We start from the raw sequence: 21,814 nt of genomic DNA, 5'->3' as shown, positions 1-21,814 counted from the left end.
ATAATTCATCATTGGCAAAATGGCAATTAAATTTACTAAGTATCACGGACTGGGAAATGATTTCATTCTGGTTGACAATCGCTCCTCAGCTAAACCTGTACTAACTCCAGAGCAAGCCATCCAGTTGTGCGATCGCCACTTTGGGATTGGTGCAGATGGTGTCATTTTTGCCCTACCAGGAGAAAACGGTACTGACTACACTATGCGGATTTTTAATTCCGATGGTTCAGAACCAGAAATGTGTGGTAACGGTATTCGCTGTTTAGCTGCATTCCTCGCCGATTTAGAAGGCGCATCCCGCACTCAAGATAAATATCGCATTCATACCTTAGCCGGGACGATTACACCCCAACTTATGCCCGATGGTCAAGTTAAGGTGGATATGGGTGTACCGCGACTACTGGCTGGGGAAATTCCTACTACCCTTGGTGCGGCTGATGCCAAAGTTATTAATCAACCCCTAGAAGTGGCAGGTCAAACTTGGGAAGTTACCTGTGTGAGCATGGGTAATCCTCACTGCATCACCTTTGTAGAAGATGTAGCCGCCATTCCTTTAGAAAGCATCGGCCCGAAGTTTGAGCATCATCCAGTTTTCCCCCAACGCACAAACACCGAATTTATTCAAGTGGTTAGCCGTGATTACTTAAAAATGCGGGTATGGGAAAGAGGTGCAGGTATCACATTAGCCTGCGGTACAGGTGCTTGTGCTTCTCTGGTTGCTGGGGTTTTGACCGGAAGATGCGATCGCTCTGCTACTGTCGAATTACCCGGAGGCCCATTACAAATTGAATGGTCAGAAGTAGATCAACGAATTTATATGACTGGCCCAGCCGAGCGTGTGTTTGTCGGTACTGCTTAACCTCATAGGGAATAGGAAACGCACATCACACTATTTCCTGTTCCCTATTTTTAAATAAATCAGTCGGCGTGAATGATGAGCGTCAAATTATACTTAAAAATTTTCAAAAAAAAATAAATTTTCGGGCAGAACTTGGTAAGAGAGTAGAGTTTGATATTGAACTTTTACTATCAATCAAGAATCAAGCTGTTAATAATATTTAATCATTCAGTTTATTCGTGTAGAAGATATATTATGGCAGGCAAAAATTTTACAGTTACTATTATTTAGATTGCCTGTTTGAGTGGTAGATTCAAAAAACTCGAAGTAAGCTCATAATCACAAAAGCTGGCTGGTTGAAACCGCAACTCAGCAGGGGAGAGAGTTTGAAGTTTTGCCCCAAAATTTCAATTGTGCAACTTGTCAGCACAAAAGCTTAAAAATTAATTTGCATCTATTTACAGATAATTATTTTTCTGATACCTAACTTAGGTGAGAATGTTTATATCCATATATAGTTAATGTTACGTATCAACTAGTTCACCCGATTGGGTGAATGCGATCGCTCTGAGAGGAATTAACCTGAAATAAGACTGTGTTTTGAGTTTGTTAACACTCATATCCACAGAAGCAAAATTGTCGTAATAGTTACAATCTCCTGGAAAATTATGCCAGTTGTTTGTATATCAAAGGATGGAAGAGTGGATGAAGCCATAAAACTGCTACATAAGCCAGATTTTCCCCCGGAGGCGATCGCGCTATTGGAAAAAGTTGCGGCTAGCTTACCAGGGATGATTTTTCAATTTCGACAACAGCCAGATGGTTTGCTGTTTGTCTCATATGTAAGTTCTGGAAGTCTCGCTGTATGTGAATTAGAACCAGAGACTATACAAGCAGACTGGCAAAAGTTTTATCAACTAATCCACCCTCAGGATATCAACAGTTTCACCACAACTCTAGGTGTGGCTTTTGCTACTCTCAAACCCTGGCATTGGGAAGGTCGCATCATTACTCCCAGTGGCAAAATTAAATGGATTCAGGCAGCTTGTCAGCTAGAAACACAAGTTAATGGCGAAATTATTGGTGATGGTTTAGCCATAGATATTACAGATAGAAAACAAACAGAAGAAAAGTTGCGTGCAAGTGAAGCGAGGTATCAGGCAATTTTGGATGCTATTCCTGATTTAATGTTTCGGATGAGCCGGGATGGTGAGTATCTCGATTTGAAAGGCGAGGGTGCAATCGCTCTTACCAAAGAAGAAATAGTTGGTAAGAATATGCGGGATTTATTACCTAATGATATAGCTTTGATTGGGCAAGAAACTATCACGAAAACTTTGGATGCAGGAACATTGCAAACTTGTGAATATCAACTACCAACGCCTGCGGGAATCCGAGATTATGAAGCACGTTTGGTAGTCAGCGGCCCAGATGAAGTATTAGCGATAGTGAGGGATATTACAGAACGCAAACAAGCAGAAACCTCACTTCGCAATCTTGCTCAAAAGTTTTCTAAAGCCTTTAGTTGTAGTCCTGATCCAATTACTATTAGTACACTGAACGAAGGACGCTTCATTGAAGTTAACGATAGTTTCGTGAGACTTTCAGGCTATGAACAAGATGAAGTTATTGGTCATACGGCTTTTGAATTAAAAATCTGGAACAACAAAAGCGATCGCAATCAATTATTAGACCAGTTACAGACCAACGGGGCAATTCGCAATTTAGAATTTGCTTTTCGGCGCAAATCTGGGGAGTTACTAACAACCCTGCTTTCTGCTGATGTGATTGATTTAGATGGGGTACCTTGCATTTTAGCAATCAATCATGATATTACAGCCCGCAAGCAAGCAGAAGCTCAGATGCGTTTAGCGGCACAACGCGATCGCTTGTTGACAGAAACTTTGGTACGCATTCGCTCTTCGCTCAATTTAGAAGAAATTCTGCAAACTACTGTGACCGAAGTGCGGCAATTTTTGCAAGCAGATCGGGTTTTTATTGGGTTGAATGATTACGAGGTCAAAGCTAAAACTGTTGCCGAATCAGTAGACTCCCGCTATCCATCAATCTTAGGTTGGACAAGCGAAGATAAAAATTATCTACAAGAATTGAAAACTATCCTCACAACTCATCGCGTACGTGTAGTTGATGATATCAGTCAAATCACGGCATCTCCCAAGTTAAAAGCACATTATCAAAAATTTCAAACAAAAGCAACCTTGGCTGTACCCATTATGCTGGGGGAAGAATTGTTTGGTGCTTTGATTGCCAATCAATGTTCTGGCCCGCGTCATTGGCAGCCAATAGAAATAGATTTAGTTTTGCAGTTATCAGAGCAGTTAGCGATCGCTATTCAGCAAGTACGACTCTACCAAGAACTCGCCCAACTCAACGCTAATTTAGAACATCAGGTAGAAGAACGAACCGCCCAACTGCAACAAAAAATGCAGGAACTAGAAACACTGCAAAAGGTCAAAGACGTTGTTTTGCATACAGTTGCCCATGATTTGCGAACTTCGGTGATGGGGAACTTGATGGTGTTCAAGAATTTACTGCAAAATCAAGAAGCAGGGGTGCAGGGGTGCAGGGGTGCAGAGGGGAAGTCCTCTTCTCTGCCTTTTTGTTCCTCCGCCCCTCTGCCAGAAAATCCTCACTCTGGTTCTTCTTATCCCGTCTCCATACCTAGCTCGATGATCGAACGGATGATTCAAGGCAATGAGCGTCAACTAGGCATGATTAACGCGTTGTTAGAAATTCATTCTTTCATAGAGCAAGGTGTAGTTCTCCAGCGTCAGCAGGTTCACTTCAACACACTACTAGAGTCAATCATTCCCGACTTACAGCCGCTACTTGAGCAAAATCAAGCAACCCTGGAGAATTTAGTCAGCGCAGATTTGCCCTTAGTAATGGCAGATGCGACTCAATTACAGCGAGTTTTACTGACTTTGCTGATTTATAGCTTGCAAAACAACCCACCAGGATTACACTTTTGCCTCAATGCTACTGTTGAAGCCGGGATGATTCGGATTCAGATTGAACATAACGGTGTAGCCATCAGCAAGTTAGACTGCGATCGCTTTTTTGATTTGTATGTACGTGACCCGCAAGCACCTTGCTCCACAATTCTAGGATTAAAAATGTATCTCTCTCGGCAAATTATTCAAGCCCACGGTGGAGAGATTGATGTGATTAGTCGCAGCCAACGTGGATTAACATTTTGGTTCACATTGCCTGTAGCAAGTTAGTCGTCAAAACTTAGCCATAAGTCACGATAATAATTACGAGGTGTAATTGCACGACACCTGTGACGGTATGGTCAAAGTTGGTAAAACACTGATGGCTAGCTTATTACAACAATTGGCAAAGTGGTGGAAACAGATTTTTGCTTCCCCAACAATAGATGTAATTACTGCTGAATATCAATCTTGGCGTACACAATTCTTATGGGAGAGGTTGCGCCTATGGTTATGGTTGGCGCTTATTTGCTTGTTGAGTTTTACTTTACGAGATATTTATGACTTGTTTTTTCCCTTAAAAGAATTGTCACAGTTACCAAAAGTACTGAGGATTCAGGGGTTAGCTATCAACATTGCCATGCTACTGAGTTTACTTGTCTGTTTTGCTGTACATAAAACTCAGTTTGGGCTGCGTCACCCAGGAAGATTATTTTTAGGAACATCTTGGTCTATTAGCTTCGCATCCCAGCTATTTGCCACTATTAATGGTTTTGCCCTACCTGACACCTTCGGTTGGTCGCTGTTATTTCTCAGCCAAGCAATATTTATGCCAGTCCGTTGGCCTTTGCACTTGCTGTCTCAGATGAGTATTCTCGTTTATTATTTTGCTGTGAATACGGCATTAGGGCTAAAACCAATACTGCCGGAACTTCCAGAAATATACAATGTGACATTTATTTTGTATATATTTTGGTTTTGTACTATATGTGATGTTGGCGTTTACTTATACGATCGCCTGCAATATTCTGAGTTTAATGCCCGTGAAGCATTAGAGTCAGCTAACAAAAAACTAGTAATAGCAGAGGCTAAATATCGCAGCATTTTTGAAAACGCTATTGAAGGTATTTTCCAAAGCAGCCCTGATGGACGTTATATTACGGCAAATCCAGCATTAGCCAGGATTTACGGGTATTCATCGCCAGAAGAAGTGACAGCGAATTTCACAGATATTGAAAGTCAATTGTATGTCGATTCCAGCCGCCGCGCTGAATTTGTGCGATTAATTGAAAAGTATGGCATTATTTCCGAATTTGAATCGCAGATTTATCGCCAAGATGGTAGCGTTGTTTGGATTTCCGAAAAAGCCTACGCAGTGCGTGATGCCGCCGGAAAGCTGCTGTATTATGAAGGGTTAACTGAAGACATTACCCAACGCAAGCAAGCCGAAGAAGCACTGCGGGTATTTTTCCATGCAGTTTCTCACGACTTACGCAACCCAGTTTTGGGAAGTCTGATGGTGCTGCGGAATTTGCTGAGTGGGAATGATACATCTTCCCAAATTCCGGTATCACGCTTCATTTTAGAACGGATGGAGCAAAGTTGCGATCGCCAACTAAATTTGATTAATTCTTTGATGGAAGCCCATGTAAATGATATGCAAGGAGTAGTTTTACAACTGCAACCTGTGCAATTACATACGGTTGTCACAGATGCGATCGCAGATTTACAACCAATGCTTACCAAAAATCAAACAACCCTATCTAATTTAATCACCGCAGATTTACCATTAGTCAATGCCGATGCAACGCAACTGTGGCGGGTATTCTCTAACTTAATTGGTAATGCAATTAAACATAATCCGCCAGGATTGCAGATCACAATCAATGCTCAGTCTGAGGGCGATAAAATTTATTGTACTGTCAGCGATAACGGTGTGGGCATCAGCCAAGAACAGAGCGATCGCCTATTTGATTTATATTTTCGCGGTAATAACCGTAATTCTGTTGGTTTAGGATTAGGGTTGTATCTGTGTAAGCAAATTATCCATGCTCATGGCGGCGAAATTGGCTTAGACAGTGGGCTAAAAGCTGGTGGTGCAACATTCTGGTTTACGTTACCAATCATATTAGAAGGCGGGGGGCAGGAGGCAGGAGGCAGAGTTTAAAACTCTGGCTAGGGATGGGTTTGTGGCTTTATTTTCTAAGCAGTGGAGTTGAAACATTGGAAGATCAAAGAGTTTTAAATCTAGGAAGTAGTAACCCACTTTTAGACGATGTACAGCAAGCATTACTATGGCAGGCATTACAAGAGCCTCCAGACGTTTTGTTGGGTTACACTTTGTTCCACCCAACATACAGTTATGCTTAACTAAACTGTATTGGATTCTATAGTACTGTCAGAATTTTGCCTAGAATTTAGAGTGATTATAGTCACCCATACATACATGATGCATATGCAGCAAGAAATTGATCAATACGAAAAGCTATTTCAAGTTTTAGATCGAGTAGTCATATTCAGTAAACAACAGCAGGAAAATGTTCGTAAATTTTTCAAGTACCAGGAGTTCCCAAAAGACTATCAACTCCTGAAGTCAGGTGAAATATCAAACTATTTGTATTTTCTGGTTAAAGGGGTAGTTAGGCAATTTTACTGTGTTGAAGACAAGGAGATCACGTCAAGGTTTGCATTTGAAGATGATTTTATTTACTCACCTCATAGCTTTATTTTGAGAAAACCAAGTAAAGAAAATATTAAATCAGTTTCAAATTGCCAGTTTTTTGTGACAACTTATGAGGGGTTGCAATATCTTTACGACAACGACCCTGCATGGAATAAGATTGGACGATTATTAATAGAACATTATTATATTGAGTTAGCAGAATGGGCTTTTCTAATGAAAACTAAAACCGCTTTTGAACGATATGAGGATCTCGTTCAGAGACACCCTGATATCCTCGATCGCGTCAAGCTAGGACATCTTGCCTCCTATTTGGGAATAACCCAAGAAACCCTCAGTCGCATCCGCGCCAGATATCGAAATCAGCAACGCCGCCGTCATCTAGCCCAGGAAATTTGATCAAGATCAAATTTGACTTATATCAAAAAAAGCCCCTGTTGCTTACCTGTGGAGTCACCGTAAGATGCAGTTGTCGAAAACAAACAACGCACCGCGAGGTAACAATCATGGGATTCAAATATATCAACGAACTAGCAACTCCTGAAAATGTTGATAAACTGCTGTCGTTAGTTGACATGGTGGCTGGGGGGAGAGTTGACACGCAAAACATCTTCGATATTGAGGATGCTTTGACTGATAGTGAGCAAATGAAAAGATGTTTGCAGGTTGTCCGTCAAAATCCAGACTCAGCACAATTAGTTGATGAGCGTTATATGGGTCCAGAGTTTGATCTGGAAACCTTGCTGAAGCTGCCGGAAGGCTCATTGGGTTGGACTTATGCTCGTGTTCTCAGTGCCATGAACTATGATCCACGGTTCTATCGCCTCCGAAAAATTGAATCAGATGTCGATTACATCACCCATCGCGTTCGCAAAACTCATGATCTGCATCATATTTTGACGGGCTTTAGCTTTGATGACTACGGTGAACTGGGAGTGATTTCAGTGACGGTTGGGCAAATTAGCTATCCCGCATTCACGTTCATTGATTTGGTTGGTTCGTTGCTAGCGTTCATGGCTAATCAAGCACGGGAAGGCATCGATTCTCCTCTGAGATATAATTTTGACCTGGTTTCTCAAGGCATCGGCATTGCACGGCAAGCGAAACCCTTGTTTCCGGTGAAGTTTGAAGAAGGACTGGAACGTCCTATAGACGAGTGGCGTGCCGAATTAAACATTGTGCCAGTGACCGAAGGACTCTGGAGTTGGTATAGCCGTCCTGATCTGCGGGATGCGATCGCTCCCACCCTCGCAGCGCAGCGCCCATTGGTCGACTGTTGAGGACATCATCTCTCGTTGATCAGGCTTTGAAGGGCATCCAACAGGCTCAGATGCCCTTCAAGTTTGACGCAATTCTGATAAATCGATTGGAGACATAAATTGTATGATTGGCAATCAATTGGTACATTGCGCTGTGCTATCACCAGATGAACTCGAACACGCGATCGCAAGACTAAATCATTGGAAGATTGTAGACGGTAAACTCTACCGCCACTTTGAATTCACCTCATTTATCGCAGCATTTGGCTTTATGACTCGCGTTGCACTGATTGCAGAAACCCAAGGCCATCATCCAGAGTGGTTCAATGTTTATAACCAGGTTACAGTTCAACTGACAACCCACGATGCAGGTGGAATTACCATGAATGATGTTACTCTTGCCCAAAGCATTGATACGTTAGAGTTGTAAAGTCCTGCTTCCGGTAAGGACTTCATATCAGTCCATTGAACCGTTCAGTCCAAGTAATATAAGGGAAGAAATCAAATACAATGGCTCAACAGTAATAATTCTAGATTTTTATCTAGGGAAAGTGACAGAAGAGGGTTAAACTTTTGTTTACGAATTAGCTCTGAGAATTGTTAGCCAACTACTAAAAAAGCACTCTAAAATCGAGTTTGATACTCAATAATCGCCCGACTATCATCAGCTAAATTTGTAGAAGCACGGACACGCAATTCATCATTAATTCGATAATTAATCCCCCATTGGAATGGGTCACTAGCTGTCAAAATTTTAATACTAGAAATAGAGAATTTCGTGGAAATATCAACCCCAGCTTCTGCGGCTAATTCTAAAGTAGAACTAGTTCTTCCCGCTTCCGGATTATCGGAAATGACAGTAGGAAATACCCGGAATTCACTCAGTCCAAAAGCATTTCCAATTTGGTTAAAAGCAGTTTGGAAGTTATTAAATACGGCGGAACCTGCAATGTTAATTAAACCTAAAGTGCTATCACCACGCCCTTGAGTATCAACAAATCCACCGCCTAACAAAGCCACAATTTCTGTTTGGCTGCGTGACGGACTGCTGGTAAGTTCCAAATTTTCGTTGAGTTTGCTAGCCAGACCTTGGACTGTGGCTTCAACTCGTACACTTTCTAAAGCACCTAATCCACCTGTTATATTCGTTCTAGTAAAATCTGTACCCTGTACTACATCCAGCACTTTAGCAAATAATTGCACATCTAAAATAGGGTCACGCGGCTGACTAGCCCGAAATGTAGCTGTATTTTTATAACCACGCACTAAATTAAATTGCGTTGTAAATAAATTTACCCCTCCTTTTTGTAAGCGGATTGTACCATCTGGTATAGGATCAGCTAAAGAACCGCTAACTTTGAGACTACCTGCGGCTTGAAAACTGAGAATTGGCGCACGGGTAATTTTGATGTTGTTGCCTAATGTTAATTCCAGATTACTTAACCTGGTGGTGTTATTTCTTGCTGGTGCCTTGTCTTGCTTGTTGGCTTTGAGTGGTGACACGCTACCAGAATTAGTATTGGTAGATTCTGCTAGTAAAACCTGACCATCATACACACTAATTTGACCACCAATGATGGGGTTGAGGGCAGAACCAGTAATTTGTAGCTTGCCACTAGTACCACCTTGGTACAATCCTTTGAGATTCAAATTGAGTTTATCAAGGGCGACAGTGAGAGGATTATTAGCCACTTGTCCATTATTGAATATCGGAAGTTCGCCAGAGGCAGCAACTTGGCCTCGACTAAACTTGCCTTGGAGACTATCTACTAAGATCCGGTCAAAATTGAATTGTACTCGGCCTTGCACGTCTCTGATTTTGCCGGGTAAAGCTTGGGCAGCAAAAGTAGCATCATTAACATTAGCAACACCAGTTAACTGTGGCTGATCTAAGGTGCCACGTACTGTGAGGTCAATGTTACCTTCTCCACTCTCAAAGGCTACCTGATCAGTCAGCAAGTTTAACAGTGCTAATCCTTCATCTCTGATTTGAACATCTAAACTAATTTCATTACTTGCTGGTGAGGTTGTAGCAAAGGGTAATTTATACGGTATGCTGCCAACAATGTTAACTGGTTCTGGCCCAGCAACTGAAACATTACTGCTAAAGTTTAAGCGTCCGTTGCTATAGTTGAAGCTGGCTGTAGCTGACTCGACGGGCTTTTGATTCAGGGTTCCGCCTGTAATGTCGAATTCTCCTTGCGCTTGAGGATTGGCTGCACCGCCTGCTAACGCTGCTGTGGCGTTGAGATTACCTGTGATATCAACTGGGAGTTTAACAAAGTTATTGATTAAAGCGATGGGAAAATTAATGACTCGTAACTGGCCTGATTGGTCGTTACCACCGATGTTACCTGTAAAGGCTAACAGGCTATTTTCTAACTCAATCCGCAGGGGTCGCAACTGCAACACGCCATTTTCAAAGTTACCTTGGGCAATAATTTGTTTAGCTTGGTAAAAACGATCGCTTTCTTCTTTCTTACCCCAGGTAAAGTTCTGTCCATTAATATCAAATTGTACTGATAACCCATTAGCTGTGGCCGTATCTAAAGCAATTTCGGCGTTGAACTTTCCTTGCAAGTCTGCTAGTTCTGGTAGGGGAGTAGAATCACGCCGTTGTTGTTGCTGCTGGGCTAACTGGGCTTCAATTTCGTAAAATCGCTGGAGTTGATCTAACAAAGGTTCATTGGGTAACCCCCGTGAGTATGTTGTCAAATCTGCGGCTGTGCCATAAGCTTGCTCTGACATACCACGCTGAAAGTCTTGAATGTCAAATATCTGCGCTACTGCTAAGACATCTTGGATGTTACCTTGACTAACGTTAAGTTTGCCTTGTATTTGTGGTGTTCCAGAAGTTTGCCCTAATGTCCCAGCAAAGGCGTAAATACTGCTACCTCTAACAAATTCACTCTTAGTAAGTGTGGCTTTACCGTTGGCGTAGCTGAATTGAGCAGTTAAACGATCGCCTTTGATTCTACCAAGTTTGGGACTGGCGATCGCTAAGTTGCCATTAGCTGCCAATGTCTGCTGATTAACTTGCAAATCACCACTAATTAACCCGGTTATCGTACCAGTTCCTAAACGCAGGGCTGGTGGTGTGGATAAATTCAAGATTTGCAGGGGGAATTTCTGCACATTGAGTGCAACATTGTTTCCTTGAAACTGACCTGTAGCCGAGGCATCTTGCCAATTTACTAAGAATGATTGCGGTCGATTGTTGGCATCCAAGTTGAAGGCAATTCGGTCTTTATTCCCCGCTACGTTTAGATTTAAGCCGCGTCCTTGGGCAGAATTAATCTTACCAGTTAACAATGGTTCAAAGGCGATGTCTTGCACGACTAAGTTACGTAAGGCAACGTCTCCACTGACGTTTGGTAAAGGTAACTTACCAGTTACTCTGCCGTTAAAATCTACCTTACCTTTTACAGCCACCTGATTAGGTAGATTAATTGGTAACTGTTGCAAATTGTAGTCCTGGGCTTGGACGTTGAGATTTAAGGCTGTAATTTCGGGGATACCTGGGTTATTGGCGTTGGCTAAGATGTCGCCTGTGACATTTAAACCTGGGGCGGTAAGTTGATTAATTGCTAGTTTCTCACCATTCCAGGCGATCGCGGCATTTATTGGTCGTTCTAATCCTGGCAAACCTTGAGATAACTGTACTCTACCAGCAGCATTCAGTTTCGCTAATGACGCTGAACCCAACGCCCCAGCTACTTGGAGTCTACCGCCCAACTGACCCCGCAATTGTTGATTTAACTTGGTTAATTGCACACCAGCCGCATCGACTACAGCTTGATAGCGACCGTTATTAACTTGAATATTGGAGGCGGTAACTGTACCACCTGCCAAATTCAACCGCCCCTGTCCACTGGCTTGGATGGTTTGGGGTTGAAAAGAGGCGACGGAACCAGCAACTTTCAGTTCACCTGTTAAATTTCCTTGGAATTGTGGCGGGACTGCTGCCAACCTTTGCAAAGGTACATTATTAGCTTGGAGTTGCGCTTGATAACGACCGTTATTAACTTGAATATTGGAGGCGGTAATTGTGCCACCTGCCACATTCAACTTTCCCTGTCCACTGGCTTGGATGGTTTGCGGTTGGAAGGCAGCAACGGAACCAGCAACGTTAAATTGGCCTGTTAAATTCCCTTGGAATTGCGGCGGTACTGTGGTCAAGCGTTGCACTGGCACATTGTTAGCTTGGAGTTGGGCTTGATAACGACCGTTATTAACTTGGATATTCGAGGCAGTAATTACACCATCAGCGACATTCAACCGCCCTTGTCCACTGGCTTGGATGTTTTGTGGTTGGAAAGATTCAACCGAACCAGCCACATTAAACTGACCAGTTAACCTACCCCGAATTTTTTGTGTATTTGGTGTGAGTTCTTGCACCGCCAAATTACTGGCTAACAGTTGCGCTTTATAGCGACCATTCGCCAGTTGAATGTTTGTCGCTGTGACTGTACCGCCAGCTACCCTGAGGTTAGCTTGGCCTGTACCTTGAAGAGTTTTGAGGCTGAAATTTTCCCTATTCCCAGCGATTTGGAATGTTCCAGCTAATGAACCTTGTAAAGCTGGGGGTGCTTGTTTGAGGATACGTCCTAACCGCACATTATTGGCTACTAACTGTGCAGCAAAAGTTTGGTCTTGTAACTGGAGACTAGTGATACCAATTCTCCCGCCAGCAATTTGCACTGCTGCACCTTGAGGGCGAACCGAGGCAATTTTAAATGGTGCAGAACTACCAGCTAAAATCAAGCGACCATTAAATTCTGCCCCTGCCAAGGAGACATTTTGCAGTTGATTTTGGTTGACAAAACGTGCTATTTGTAAGCCATCACTATCAACGACAGCTTGCCAACGCTCATTAGCATAACTACCTGTTCCTCGCACTACACCGCCACCCACATTCAACGCCACATTGCGGAAATATACAGTGCGGTCAGGGGCGACAATAGTTTCACCAGTACCGGGGTAAGTTGCTTGGGGTGCTTGCCACCTGATCGAAGTTGTGACATTGGTAGGTGCGCCAGTTAAAGAGGCTGTGCCGGAGACAGTACTAATTTTAAAAGTTGGAGTGGTATTGTAAAGTTGGGCGATCGCATCCCCAGAAACATTCTTAGCCGCAAAATTTAAATCCAGTTGAGGTGTTGTTCCCAATTGGATGTCGCCAGCACCATTGATTTGTCCGCCGAAGGTCGTTGTACCTTGAATATCCCTCAAAGTCAGCAGCGAAGTATCGGCAGAATAGTTAAACTTACTGCTAATAGTCTTAAAATCAATTTTGTCAATTCGGGCGGTGTTGATAGTAGTAACTACACCGGAAAGAAAAGGTTTAGTATTAGTCCCAGTCAGTTGCAAATCAGCTTTTAGTTGTCCAGCTACAGGTACAGGCAGTTTTAACTTGAGGGTTTGTTGAGCATTTGCTACACTTACTGCCTTGACTCTGCCTGTCAACTTATAACCTGCGTTACCATCGATAATTCCTTTAGCCACCAAAGGAATCTTGCCGTAGTTGCTAGTTACATTGTCAAGTCGGACTTCTGTACCTTTAAAATAAATGTCGCCTTCAGTATTCCTAAAAAGTTGGGGTACACGGGGAACTTGCAGAGTAACTTTTTGTAAATCCGCACTGCCATATAGTAATGGATCTTGCTCTGGTGCTAATTTAATCTGCAAGTCACCATTGACTCTACCTGCTTGTATATCCAGAGGTAACTTCACCAAACGCGTCACGTCAGAAGCGAGTAAATCTTGTCCGCGCAACTGCATATCATATACTTGAGTTTTCGGGCGCGTTTCTCCTTGAAGTGCTAGATTACCACCTCTTTGTGCCTTTCCCACAACATCAAACTTAATTAGTTGGTTGTTCTCCAGCAATTGGGCAGAACCTTGAAGTTGAACAAACCCCACCGGAGAACCTACTTCCCCTGGAAAGCCTCGTTTTCCGAGTACCTTCTTTTGGGGAACCAGCACTAACTTGGCATTACGCCAGCGCAGATGATCTAAATCTGTTTTAATCAATCCGCCTTTCTTTGGCGGCGAGATTTTGGTAGTTACCCAACGCCCTTGTCTGTCTTGTTCGATGTAGAAATCGGGGTTAACTAAGGTAACATCTAGTTTTAACTGACGGTTAAAAATCAATTGCCAAGGATTAAAACCCACTTCTACAGCCGCAATTTCTACCCTATCTGGGTCTTGTGGCGTTGCCGGAATAGTTGAAGTCCCAAACTCCACCCCTGTCAGGGAAAAGTTTCTTACTTGTCCCAGTTTGACGGGACGGTTAATAGTATTAGTGAGACTTTGTTGGGCTAACGGTGCTAACTCTTTCTGCACAAAACTTTGTAACCGCCAGAAGCCAGCGATAATGCCTACCAACGAAATTCCTAACAAAGGAATGCCAACACGACCCAAAATCAGCAACCCCAGACGCGCAGGGGTGCGGGTAATAGATTGACGTTTTTGATGGCGAGAGTTAGTCATGTGGTTTCACTCTTGATTCGCTGGATGTAGTGGACATATTGCTCAAAAACAGGGTGTGGGGTGTAGGGTGTAGGGGTGTAGGGTGTAGGGGTGTAGGGGATGGAGAAAAAACTTTAGTTATGGGTCTAAAGCCCAGTTAAAAAAAGATGTATTTCGACACACGAAGTGCGATGAAATGAGCGCGTCCTTGTTCTCAATCCCACGTTTTTCAACTTGGGTCACTACAACCCACACGCTGCCCCCTACCCCCTTTTGAATCTGGCAATTTCAAGATACAAACTAATTTTACATTTAGAAATTTGCATGACTTCGGTCAACTCAGCCTGACCATTAAGGGGAGCCACGGCGTTGCGGTGAGTCCAGCACTGCGGGATGTAGCAAGTGGCGTGTGACTAGCGTGAGTTGAGGGAATATTCAATCAAAGTTTCACGCGATCGCGTGAAACTTTGATTGAAAACCGAATTCAGAGTTGAGACAAATTAGAACAGAAGAAGTTGCAAAATTTAAATTAGACAACAATCATCTTTTTCATAACTCACAATTTCAACTTAAATTCTTCACTAAAATTCATGTAATTTATAATGCATTTAATTAAGTAAATTAACTAACTATAGTTTCGATGTTTAAAGACAAACTAAAAAAACTCAATAATAGCTGATACTATTTATACTATATTTTTATAAATTCATAAAGATATAGTTAAGAATTAGCCAGTAAAGCCTGATCACCAGTAGGAACTGTGTGAAAATACTTAATACTCATCTATAGATTTCATAAGATACCTTCTGATTCCGCGAATTTTCGCAAGCGCGGCAGACATTGGCGTTGATAAAAACTACTTAAGGTAGGGATAGGTAATCCAAATTCCTCAGATAGTTCTTTCCAGCTAACTTCCGGGGGTAAGCGTTTGAGAATTATTACCTGACAATTGACATCTGGACGACCTTTAATGTGAGTATTGCGTAAATCTCCGTCTACATCTGTATTGGCCCATGTCTCTACATTTTCAAGAATAGGAGGTGCTTGAGGAGTAGCCGGGAGGTTATCTACAGGATGAATAACGTCACTGTTACCACTAGATAAAGATTGGCGTACCTGTAAAGGCACTGTAATGGCTTGTTCTCGATGCTGGTTAAGATAAAAATCTTGGAGTCTGCGTTTTAAATAAGCATTCAGCCAAGTAACTACAGTACCGTAAGCGGGGTCATAGGTCTGACCTGTTAAACCATCACAAACATTACGACAGAAATATAGCCAAGTTTGTTGCAGTGCATCTTGGTAATAAGGAGTGTTTTCCCGCCAAAGTCTACGTGAGGTTAAGCGGATAATTTGCGTCAGCAGTTTTTGGCGTTGGGGACTTCCAGGTGGGTGGTTGCAGGCTTGGGTAACTAAGTTGCGTAGCTCTTGATCAAATTCCATGATGGCAATTTCGGCAAGAAAAAAGCAAGAATATCATAAGTATTGCTTACATAGGCACTCCAGAAGAATATTTTGTTGCAGCCAACATCTGTTCTCTAGCACATATTGTTAAGAGTTTCTAGAGTTACTATTCGAGTGTAAAAAAGCTGATAAATTTAACGATGTATTAAAGAAATTCCTAAACGCTTAATTGCTCTCGTTTTTGTTACTACAAGAAGAGAAAAATCCTCTCTCCAACCCAAACTTAAGACAAAATCAGAAATTTAGCGTTGGCTACGCCAACACTAAAGGCGATCGCATTCCGATTTTGTAATTAGAGTTGTTGAGGAAGTACCTAGCAACAAGATTTTAAAAATATTCTCTGCTGGAAGTAACAAAAGAGGGTTTCTAAGCTTTTCACTGAGGTTCTGAAGTAAGGAGCTATATATGGTACCACTCTTAACACGATGTCTTGCAGAGTTTGTTGGGACATTTGTGCTAGTTCTAGGTGGATGTGGAAGTGCTGTTTTTGCCGCAGCATTTCCAGACGCAAAAGCTAATGAATTGGGCATTGGCTTTGTTGGTGTTTCTCTGGCTTTTGGTTTAACAGTGCTAATTATGGCCTACGCAGTTGGTCATATCTCCGGTGCTCATTTTAACCCAGCTGTATCATTTGGTCTTTGGTCAGGAAAGCGTTTTCCTGCCTCTGAATTGCTTCCATACATTATTTCTCAAGTATTGGGAGCAATAGTAGCCGCAGGTGTAGTTTATTTAATTGCCACTGGTAAACCAGGATTTACACTTTCTGGTTCCAACCCATTAGCAACAAATGGTTTTGGATTACATTCTCCTGGAGGTTATTCACTGGCTGCTAGTTTTATTACAGAGGTTGTACTTACTTTTATTTTTTTAATTGTGATCTTAGGTGCAACAGATGGTCGTGCGCCAAAGGGTTTTGCACCAATTGCTATTGGTTTGGCACTGACACTAATTCATTTGATCAGTATACCCATTACGAATACATCGGTTAATCCTGCTCGTAGTACTGGCCCCGCACTTTTTGCTGGTGTAGAACTTTTTAAGCAAGTATGGCTGTTTTGGGTAGCTCCAATTTTAGGTGCGATATTGGCAGGTCTATTTTATTCCAAGGCTTTAGGTGAATCAGGCGCGCCAGTTGTAGGTGAGGCAGAACGTGATTTTTCGTCCGGGATAGATGATTATTCACGCAGATAGTTAGAAAAGTAGCTCAAGAAAGGTATCTCTTCATTGAGGGCGCAGAGGGGCAAAGGAGCAAGAAAGAAGACTTCCCCTCTGCTCTGAATGGCACTAAGAAAAGCACAAACCCTGGAGATGGCTGGATGAGCGGGTGTAAGAGATAGAATTAAAAATAGAGTCATCAATTCCTGTAAGACATCTTAAAAAGGTTCTGAAAGCACAAAATTTTAGACAAATCTGAACAATGATGGCGAAAGATGGAATCTAGGAGCCTAAATCTATGACATCCTTTCGCCCAGAAGATGTGCAGCAGATTCTTCAGCGAGCAATGGCTGAGAAACAACAAGAAAATTTTTCGGAACAGCAGTTACAAGAAATGGCAGCAGAGCTTGGTATTTCATTTGTAACTCTTCAAACCGCCCAACAAGAATGGCAACGAGAAAAAGAGATAATAAAACGGCGGCAAGCTTCTAAGTCTTACCGCCTGGAACAAATCAAAGCACATTTGATTAGCTATCTTGTGATTAATGTCTTTTTAATTGTGTTGAATTTGGTCACTAGCCCTAATTATTTCTGGGCAATTTATCCGCTTTTAGGTTGGGGATTGGGTCTAGGTTTACACATTTCTAGTGTTTACCTGCAAAAAAGATAAGAATCATTTGTCAAAATGAACTACATCCCCAACCAGGATAATAAATTTTCCCACCAGGAGTAAGTCAGATTACCCACTGCCAACTTCATTTTTTTGCGAATATCTTGGATATTCCAATTAGTTAATCTCGCCAGAGTTTGCGCTTCTTGTTCAAACCGTTTGGGTAAAGACCGCTTGTATTCTTTACCAGCTTGACAGTTGAGTTCGCCTGTAAAGGGATGTTGTAGAACGTATCTACCTTGGAAAGATTCGCGGTTATAGGTAGTTTGAAATATTGGGTCTTCTGGGAACTTGTCGCGGGTGTAGCGAATATGCAATCGGGTGATAAACACGCTACTAGTAGGAGGAAAGGGACGGCGGAAATTTGGTAGTGCTGGCAAATCATCAGAGGAATTATTATCTAGCCAAAATACACCGGCTTGCTTCAATTCCGTTTGATTCAGGGGTTCCGCAGAACAAGGGTCGCAATTACTCATATCCCACGCATATTCCAAAAATGCTACTTTTCTGTCTTCTTTAACATAGGCTGTTTGAAACATGGACTTGTAGAAATCACTAAATTCATTTTTGATATATACAGGAATGTTGACATCAGAAGGAACTTTTACGGTTCGGTAGTTAGTGATTTCTGCTTGTCCTGTGGGTGAGAGGACATACACAATCAAATCTTGAGCAGCATTGGCGTTAATCATGCCTAACCGAATCGGTAGCATGAATTTAGGTGATTGATAAGAAATTTGTAGCGGACGCAGAAACTGATAACCAGATTGCTCAAATTTATCGAGGTTGACTTTAGCAACAAAAAATTTCATGCCAGAGCGAACATAAGGTTTCAGTAACTGGTTTGCGCCTCTAGGAATTTTATAGCCATTGCGATTTAGCCAAGTTTCCAGTCCACCAGATTCTTTGGCACTCAAAATTACAATGTCGTATTCGCCAACGTTAAAACGTGCCTCGACTGTCACGCCTAAGTTCGCATCGCCGCCTCTGGCTGCGCCTGCACTTCTGGCGGCTGGTGCGGGTACAGCTTCTTGATATAGCCTATCTCTATCGTCATCGCAAGGATCAGGGTCAAAATACTCTACTAAGCGTGGCGCACTAAAAGCATCTAAACGTTCGATGATGTTGGGTTGAGCAACACGCACTTGTTCTTTTGTGAGAACTGTTGGTACAGGTACAACGATCGCAAAATCTTTAACTTCGCCTTTAAAGTCATTGGCCATAGTTAAAACAGTGCGATCGCCCTCTCGCGCCAGGATTACTTGAGATGCTTGGTTATATAATTTACTATCCGCTTTAGCTACATAAAATCCACAAAATGCCCAGGCTGTTGGTGCAAAGCACAACACGCCAATTAAGGCGATAAATAAGGAAATTAATAATCGAAATCGCTTCATTTTATACCTCTTGTTTTAAAGTGCAGAGTCAACTGTCATTTGTTTTTCTCCCCCTTGCTCTCTGCTCCCTGCCTCCCTGCCTCTTCCCTCTAGCCAAGAAAATCTGGGAGATGACCAGAGAAAATCTATAAGAATAGTCAACGGTGCAAGGGCAAACAATGACCAAAAAACTGCTGTGGAAAGAAAGAAATAATTTCGCAGGATAAATGTTAAGCTGGCGATACAAATTGCCCAGATTACTCGCCCGATTTTGGCGTTAGGAATTGAGCGCGGATCAGTCACCATAAATAAGGCAAACAACAGCAAGGAACCACTCATTAATCGATGCCAATATACGTCCCAAGTCCAACCTAGCCAAAGGTTGCGGATGGCTTCTAACAAAGAGTAGGAACCTAAAAAAGCGGCTGTGGTGTCCCAGCGACCAATTCGTTGCAAAATCATGCCGCCTGTGCCAGCAAATAACAGTCCATACCACCACTCTTCACCCCACTGTCCTGGTGATACCCAAGCATCGGAGGTGAAAACTAAGGCAGAGATGATGCCAAAATTGGCGGGATTGAAAAAATGTTTATCGCCAACTTTGAACAGAAATTTACTGGCGATCGCACTGACTGCTGCTAATGCCATTGTTGCCCAATGGTCAGCCCGTAATAGTAAGCTGAGTCCTAAGGAAGTAATCAACGCACTACGCAGATTTAACTTTTGTTCTTGACCATTAAGAAATGAAAAAATCAGTTGCGTTGATAAACAACAAGCGATCGCCACTCCAATCATTTCTGGTCGCAGTGTCCAGTCCCTTGTACCAATACCCAAGGCCAGAAATGAACCCAAAAACAGAATTTGATAGTCCCGTATGTCTTTTAACAACATTACCTCTAGATTCAGGGATTACCCGTAGATTTGACACTAATTTAGTTGAATTAAAGCCTAAATAATATTGCTGTTACAGATTTTGTTACAAAATAGTAGGTGACAGGTGATAGAAATAAGCTGCCTCAGGCAGCTTGACACTTATCAAAACTGTCTTAAATTTGTCAAGAAATAATAAGGTTGTCTGCAATCAGTCCAAAACTATAGCGTCGTCTATAATAATGTCGTCCAGTCCCTTGGGAGGATGGATTTCTCAAGTATTGCTATTAAGTTTGTTCACTGTTCGCAAACCTGAGTGACGCAAAAGTAATGAAAGTACTAATATTAAATGCTGGTTCCAGCAGCCAAAAAAGTTGTCTGTATGAAATAGCAGATGATGCTTTGCCACAGGAAGCGCCTCAACCTCTGTGGGAAGGCAAAGTCAACTGGACTCAAGACCGGGGTGTAGCTGAAATAGAGGTAAAAACAGCTTCTGGTACAACCCTACAAGAATCTATTTATGGTGATTCTCGCCAAGCACACGTTGCTTATATGCTCTACACTCTCAGCCGTGGTAATACTAAAGTAGTTAGCCAGCTATCAGAAATTGATGTGGTGGGACATCGTGTAGTTCATGGTGGTCAAGATTACCGTCATAGTGTGGTGATTACTGAAGAAGTTAAAGGCGCGATCGCTCGGCTGTCTAATCTTGCCCCAGCACATAATCCTGCTGCCTTGGAAGGCATTGAAGCGATTGAAAAAAGTTTAGAAGATGTACCCCAAGTAGCAGTATTTGATACCGGATTTCATTCTACTCTCTCGGAAGCTGCTGCTATTTATCCCGGCCCTTATGAATGGGTAGAACAAGGTATTCGCCGCTATGGGTTTCATGGCATCAGCCATCAATATTGTGCTGGACGTGCGGCGCAAATTCTCGGTCGAGATTTGGCATCGTTGCGAATCATTAGTTGTCACTTAGGTAATGGTTGTTCGTTAGCAGCCATTAAAAATGGTCGTAGTGTTGATACCACAATGGGTTTCACGCCCTTAGACGGGTTAATGATGGGTAGTCGCTGCGGTTCCATCGACCCTGGAATTTTAATTTATCTATTGCGCCAATCTAATTACTCAGCCGAAAGTTTAGATTATGTATTAAATAAAGCATCTGGCTTACGAGGAATTTCGGGAATATCTAGCGATTTACCGCAAGTTATTGATGCGATCGCCCAAGGTAACTACCGCGCCCAGCTTGCATGGGATATGTACGTCCATCGCCTGCGGTCTGGTATTGGTTCTATGCTGGCTAGTCTAGGAGGATTAAATGTATTGCTCTTTACCGCAGGTGTAGGTGAAAAATCTGCGGGAATTCGCCAAGCTGTCTGCGAAGCCTTTGGATTTTTAGGTTTGAAAATTGACCCTGAAAAAAATCAAAATAAACCTGTTGATCAAGATATCGCCACTGCTGATTCTACAGTGCGGGTTTTAGTTATACATACACAAGAAGATTGGGCGATCGCTCAACAATGTTGGCAAATCATGAAAAAGAATGAAGCAGGGAGTGGGGAGTAGATTTATTTATGCAAAAATCGCCTGCAAATTTAAACTAAAACCAGGGAGAACATCTTCACATGATAAATTTGTAGGCGATCGTAAAACTTCCGGAGCTTGATTATGAATTTACGAAAATTCCAGGCAAAAATGATTACTGTTCCCTTTCAATTTTTTATGGAGTCATAAACAGTTTAATTTGTTGTCTTTGAAGCGATTCTAATAGTTATGTCTTTTTAACTCTTGTATCAATATCTGACACTGTTTACTAGCCTCTCTAGCTTGTCTCATCATATTTTTGCTTTGTTCGTGGTTAGTTGTACTTACATCAACAGCTTGCTGACTTAACTGTGCAGCAAGTTTGCCCAACTCTCGAATGCGTGTTTTTAGCTGCTCAATAGTTTGCATTCACCCTCCAGTTCAGAAATTAAAATGGCTCTCCCAGAGTAACTATGGTAAAATAATATAAGAAAATTAAATAAAACTTAGATAATTTAGATTGGTTAATAGAGAAAACCCAAGCTATAAACCGAAT

Annotated in this window: 15 protein-coding genes; 10 read left to right on the top strand and 5 right to left on the bottom strand. The window is 42.2% G+C overall.

Annotated elements, in window-relative coordinates; translation table 11 throughout:
- Window positions 1–19: 19 nt before the first annotated feature.
- The 7 genes from dapF (at window position 20) to H6G76_RS22160 (ending at window position 8,161) form a co-directional block, all read left to right on the top strand.
- A complete protein-coding gene (dapF, locus tag H6G76_RS22190) occupies window positions 20–859 on the top strand; it encodes a diaminopimelate epimerase (RefSeq protein ID WP_190705635.1) in 840 nt (279 codons plus the stop codon).
- 647 nt (window positions 860–1,506) lie between these two features.
- The gene (locus H6G76_RS22185) at window positions 1,507–4,083 is read left to right on the top strand and encodes a PAS domain S-box protein (RefSeq protein WP_190705633.1); all 2,577 of its coding nucleotides are present in this window, start codon (window positions 1,507–1,509) and stop codon (window positions 4,081–4,083) included.
- 91 nt (window positions 4,084–4,174) lie between these two features.
- The gene (locus H6G76_RS22180; RefSeq protein WP_190705730.1) at window positions 4,175–5,959 is read left to right on the top strand and encodes an ATP-binding protein; all 1,785 of its coding nucleotides are present in this window, start codon (window positions 4,175–4,177) and stop codon (window positions 5,957–5,959) included.
- Window positions 5,960–6,015: 56 nt separating this feature from the next.
- Window positions 6,016–6,162, top strand: coding sequence for a hypothetical protein (locus tag H6G76_RS22175; RefSeq protein WP_190705631.1), 147 nt, complete (start codon window positions 6,016–6,018; stop codon window positions 6,160–6,162).
- 412 nt (window positions 6,163–6,574) lie between these two features.
- The gene (locus H6G76_RS37235) at window positions 6,575–6,871 is read left to right on the top strand and encodes a hypothetical protein (protein ID WP_242056489.1); all 297 of its coding nucleotides are present in this window, start codon (window positions 6,575–6,577) and stop codon (window positions 6,869–6,871) included.
- A 38-nt stretch (window positions 6,872–6,909) separates the two neighbouring features.
- Window positions 6,910–7,752: a Coq4 family protein gene (locus tag H6G76_RS22165; protein WP_242056488.1), complete on the top strand. Its 843-nt coding sequence runs from the start codon at window positions 6,910–6,912 to the stop codon at window positions 7,750–7,752.
- Between the two features lie 103 nt (window positions 7,753–7,855).
- Window positions 7,856–8,161, top strand: a complete 306-nt coding sequence (locus tag H6G76_RS22160; protein ID WP_190705629.1) for a 4a-hydroxytetrahydrobiopterin dehydratase — start codon at window positions 7,856–7,858, stop codon at window positions 8,159–8,161.
- A 194-nt stretch (window positions 8,162–8,355) separates the two neighbouring features.
- Here the strand turns inward: H6G76_RS22160 and H6G76_RS22155 are convergent, their stop codons facing one another.
- Together H6G76_RS22155 and H6G76_RS22150 are read right to left on the bottom strand one after the other, a co-directional pair.
- On the bottom strand, window positions 8,356–14,220 hold the full coding sequence (locus tag H6G76_RS22155; RefSeq protein ID WP_190705627.1) for a translocation/assembly module TamB domain-containing protein: 5,865 nt from the start codon (window positions 14,218–14,220) through the stop codon (window positions 8,356–8,358).
- 771 nt (window positions 14,221–14,991) lie between these two features.
- Window positions 14,992–15,642 (bottom strand): sigma-70 family RNA polymerase sigma factor, encoded by a 651-nt coding sequence (locus H6G76_RS22150; protein WP_190705722.1) that lies wholly within the window; start codon window positions 15,640–15,642, stop codon window positions 14,992–14,994.
- A 423-nt stretch (window positions 15,643–16,065) separates the two neighbouring features.
- On the opposite strand from H6G76_RS22150, the gene aqpZ reads away from it, so the two are divergent.
- A complete protein-coding gene (gene aqpZ, locus H6G76_RS22145; RefSeq protein ID WP_190705623.1) occupies window positions 16,066–16,851 on the top strand; it encodes an aquaporin Z in 786 nt (261 codons plus the stop codon).
- 262 nt (window positions 16,852–17,113) lie between these two features.
- Window positions 17,114–17,485 (top strand): 2TM domain-containing protein, encoded by a 372-nt coding sequence (locus H6G76_RS22140; RefSeq protein WP_190705621.1) that lies wholly within the window; start codon window positions 17,114–17,116, stop codon window positions 17,483–17,485.
- 20 nt (window positions 17,486–17,505) lie between these two features.
- Here the strand turns inward: H6G76_RS22140 and H6G76_RS22135 are convergent, their stop codons facing one another.
- Both H6G76_RS22135 and H6G76_RS22130 read right to left on the bottom strand, forming a co-directional pair.
- The gene (locus H6G76_RS22135) at window positions 17,506–18,882 is read right to left on the bottom strand and encodes a DUF2330 domain-containing protein (protein WP_190705619.1); all 1,377 of its coding nucleotides are present in this window, start codon (window positions 18,880–18,882) and stop codon (window positions 17,506–17,508) included.
- A 15-nt stretch (window positions 18,883–18,897) separates the two neighbouring features.
- Window positions 18,898–19,752, bottom strand: coding sequence for an RnfABCDGE type electron transport complex subunit D (locus H6G76_RS22130; RefSeq protein WP_190705617.1), 855 nt, complete (start codon window positions 19,750–19,752; stop codon window positions 18,898–18,900).
- A gap of 309 nt (window positions 19,753–20,061) precedes the next feature.
- On the opposite strand from H6G76_RS22130, the gene H6G76_RS22125 reads away from it, so the two are divergent.
- On the top strand, window positions 20,062–21,300 hold the full coding sequence (locus H6G76_RS22125; RefSeq protein WP_190705615.1) for an acetate kinase: 1,239 nt from the start codon (window positions 20,062–20,064) through the stop codon (window positions 21,298–21,300).
- A gap of 198 nt (window positions 21,301–21,498) precedes the next feature.
- On the opposite strand, the gene H6G76_RS22120 is transcribed toward H6G76_RS22125, so the two are convergent.
- Window positions 21,499–21,687: a hypothetical protein gene (locus H6G76_RS22120; RefSeq protein ID WP_190705612.1), complete on the bottom strand. Its 189-nt coding sequence runs from the start codon at window positions 21,685–21,687 to the stop codon at window positions 21,499–21,501.
- Between the last annotated feature and the right edge of the window lie 127 nt (window positions 21,688–21,814).

Source organism: Nostoc sp. FACHB-152 (genome assembly GCF_014697475.1).
Taxonomy (GTDB): Bacteria; Cyanobacteriota; Cyanobacteriia; order Cyanobacteriales; family Nostocaceae; genus Nostoc_B.
This window is presented reverse-complemented; position numbering and strand designations above follow the sequence as displayed.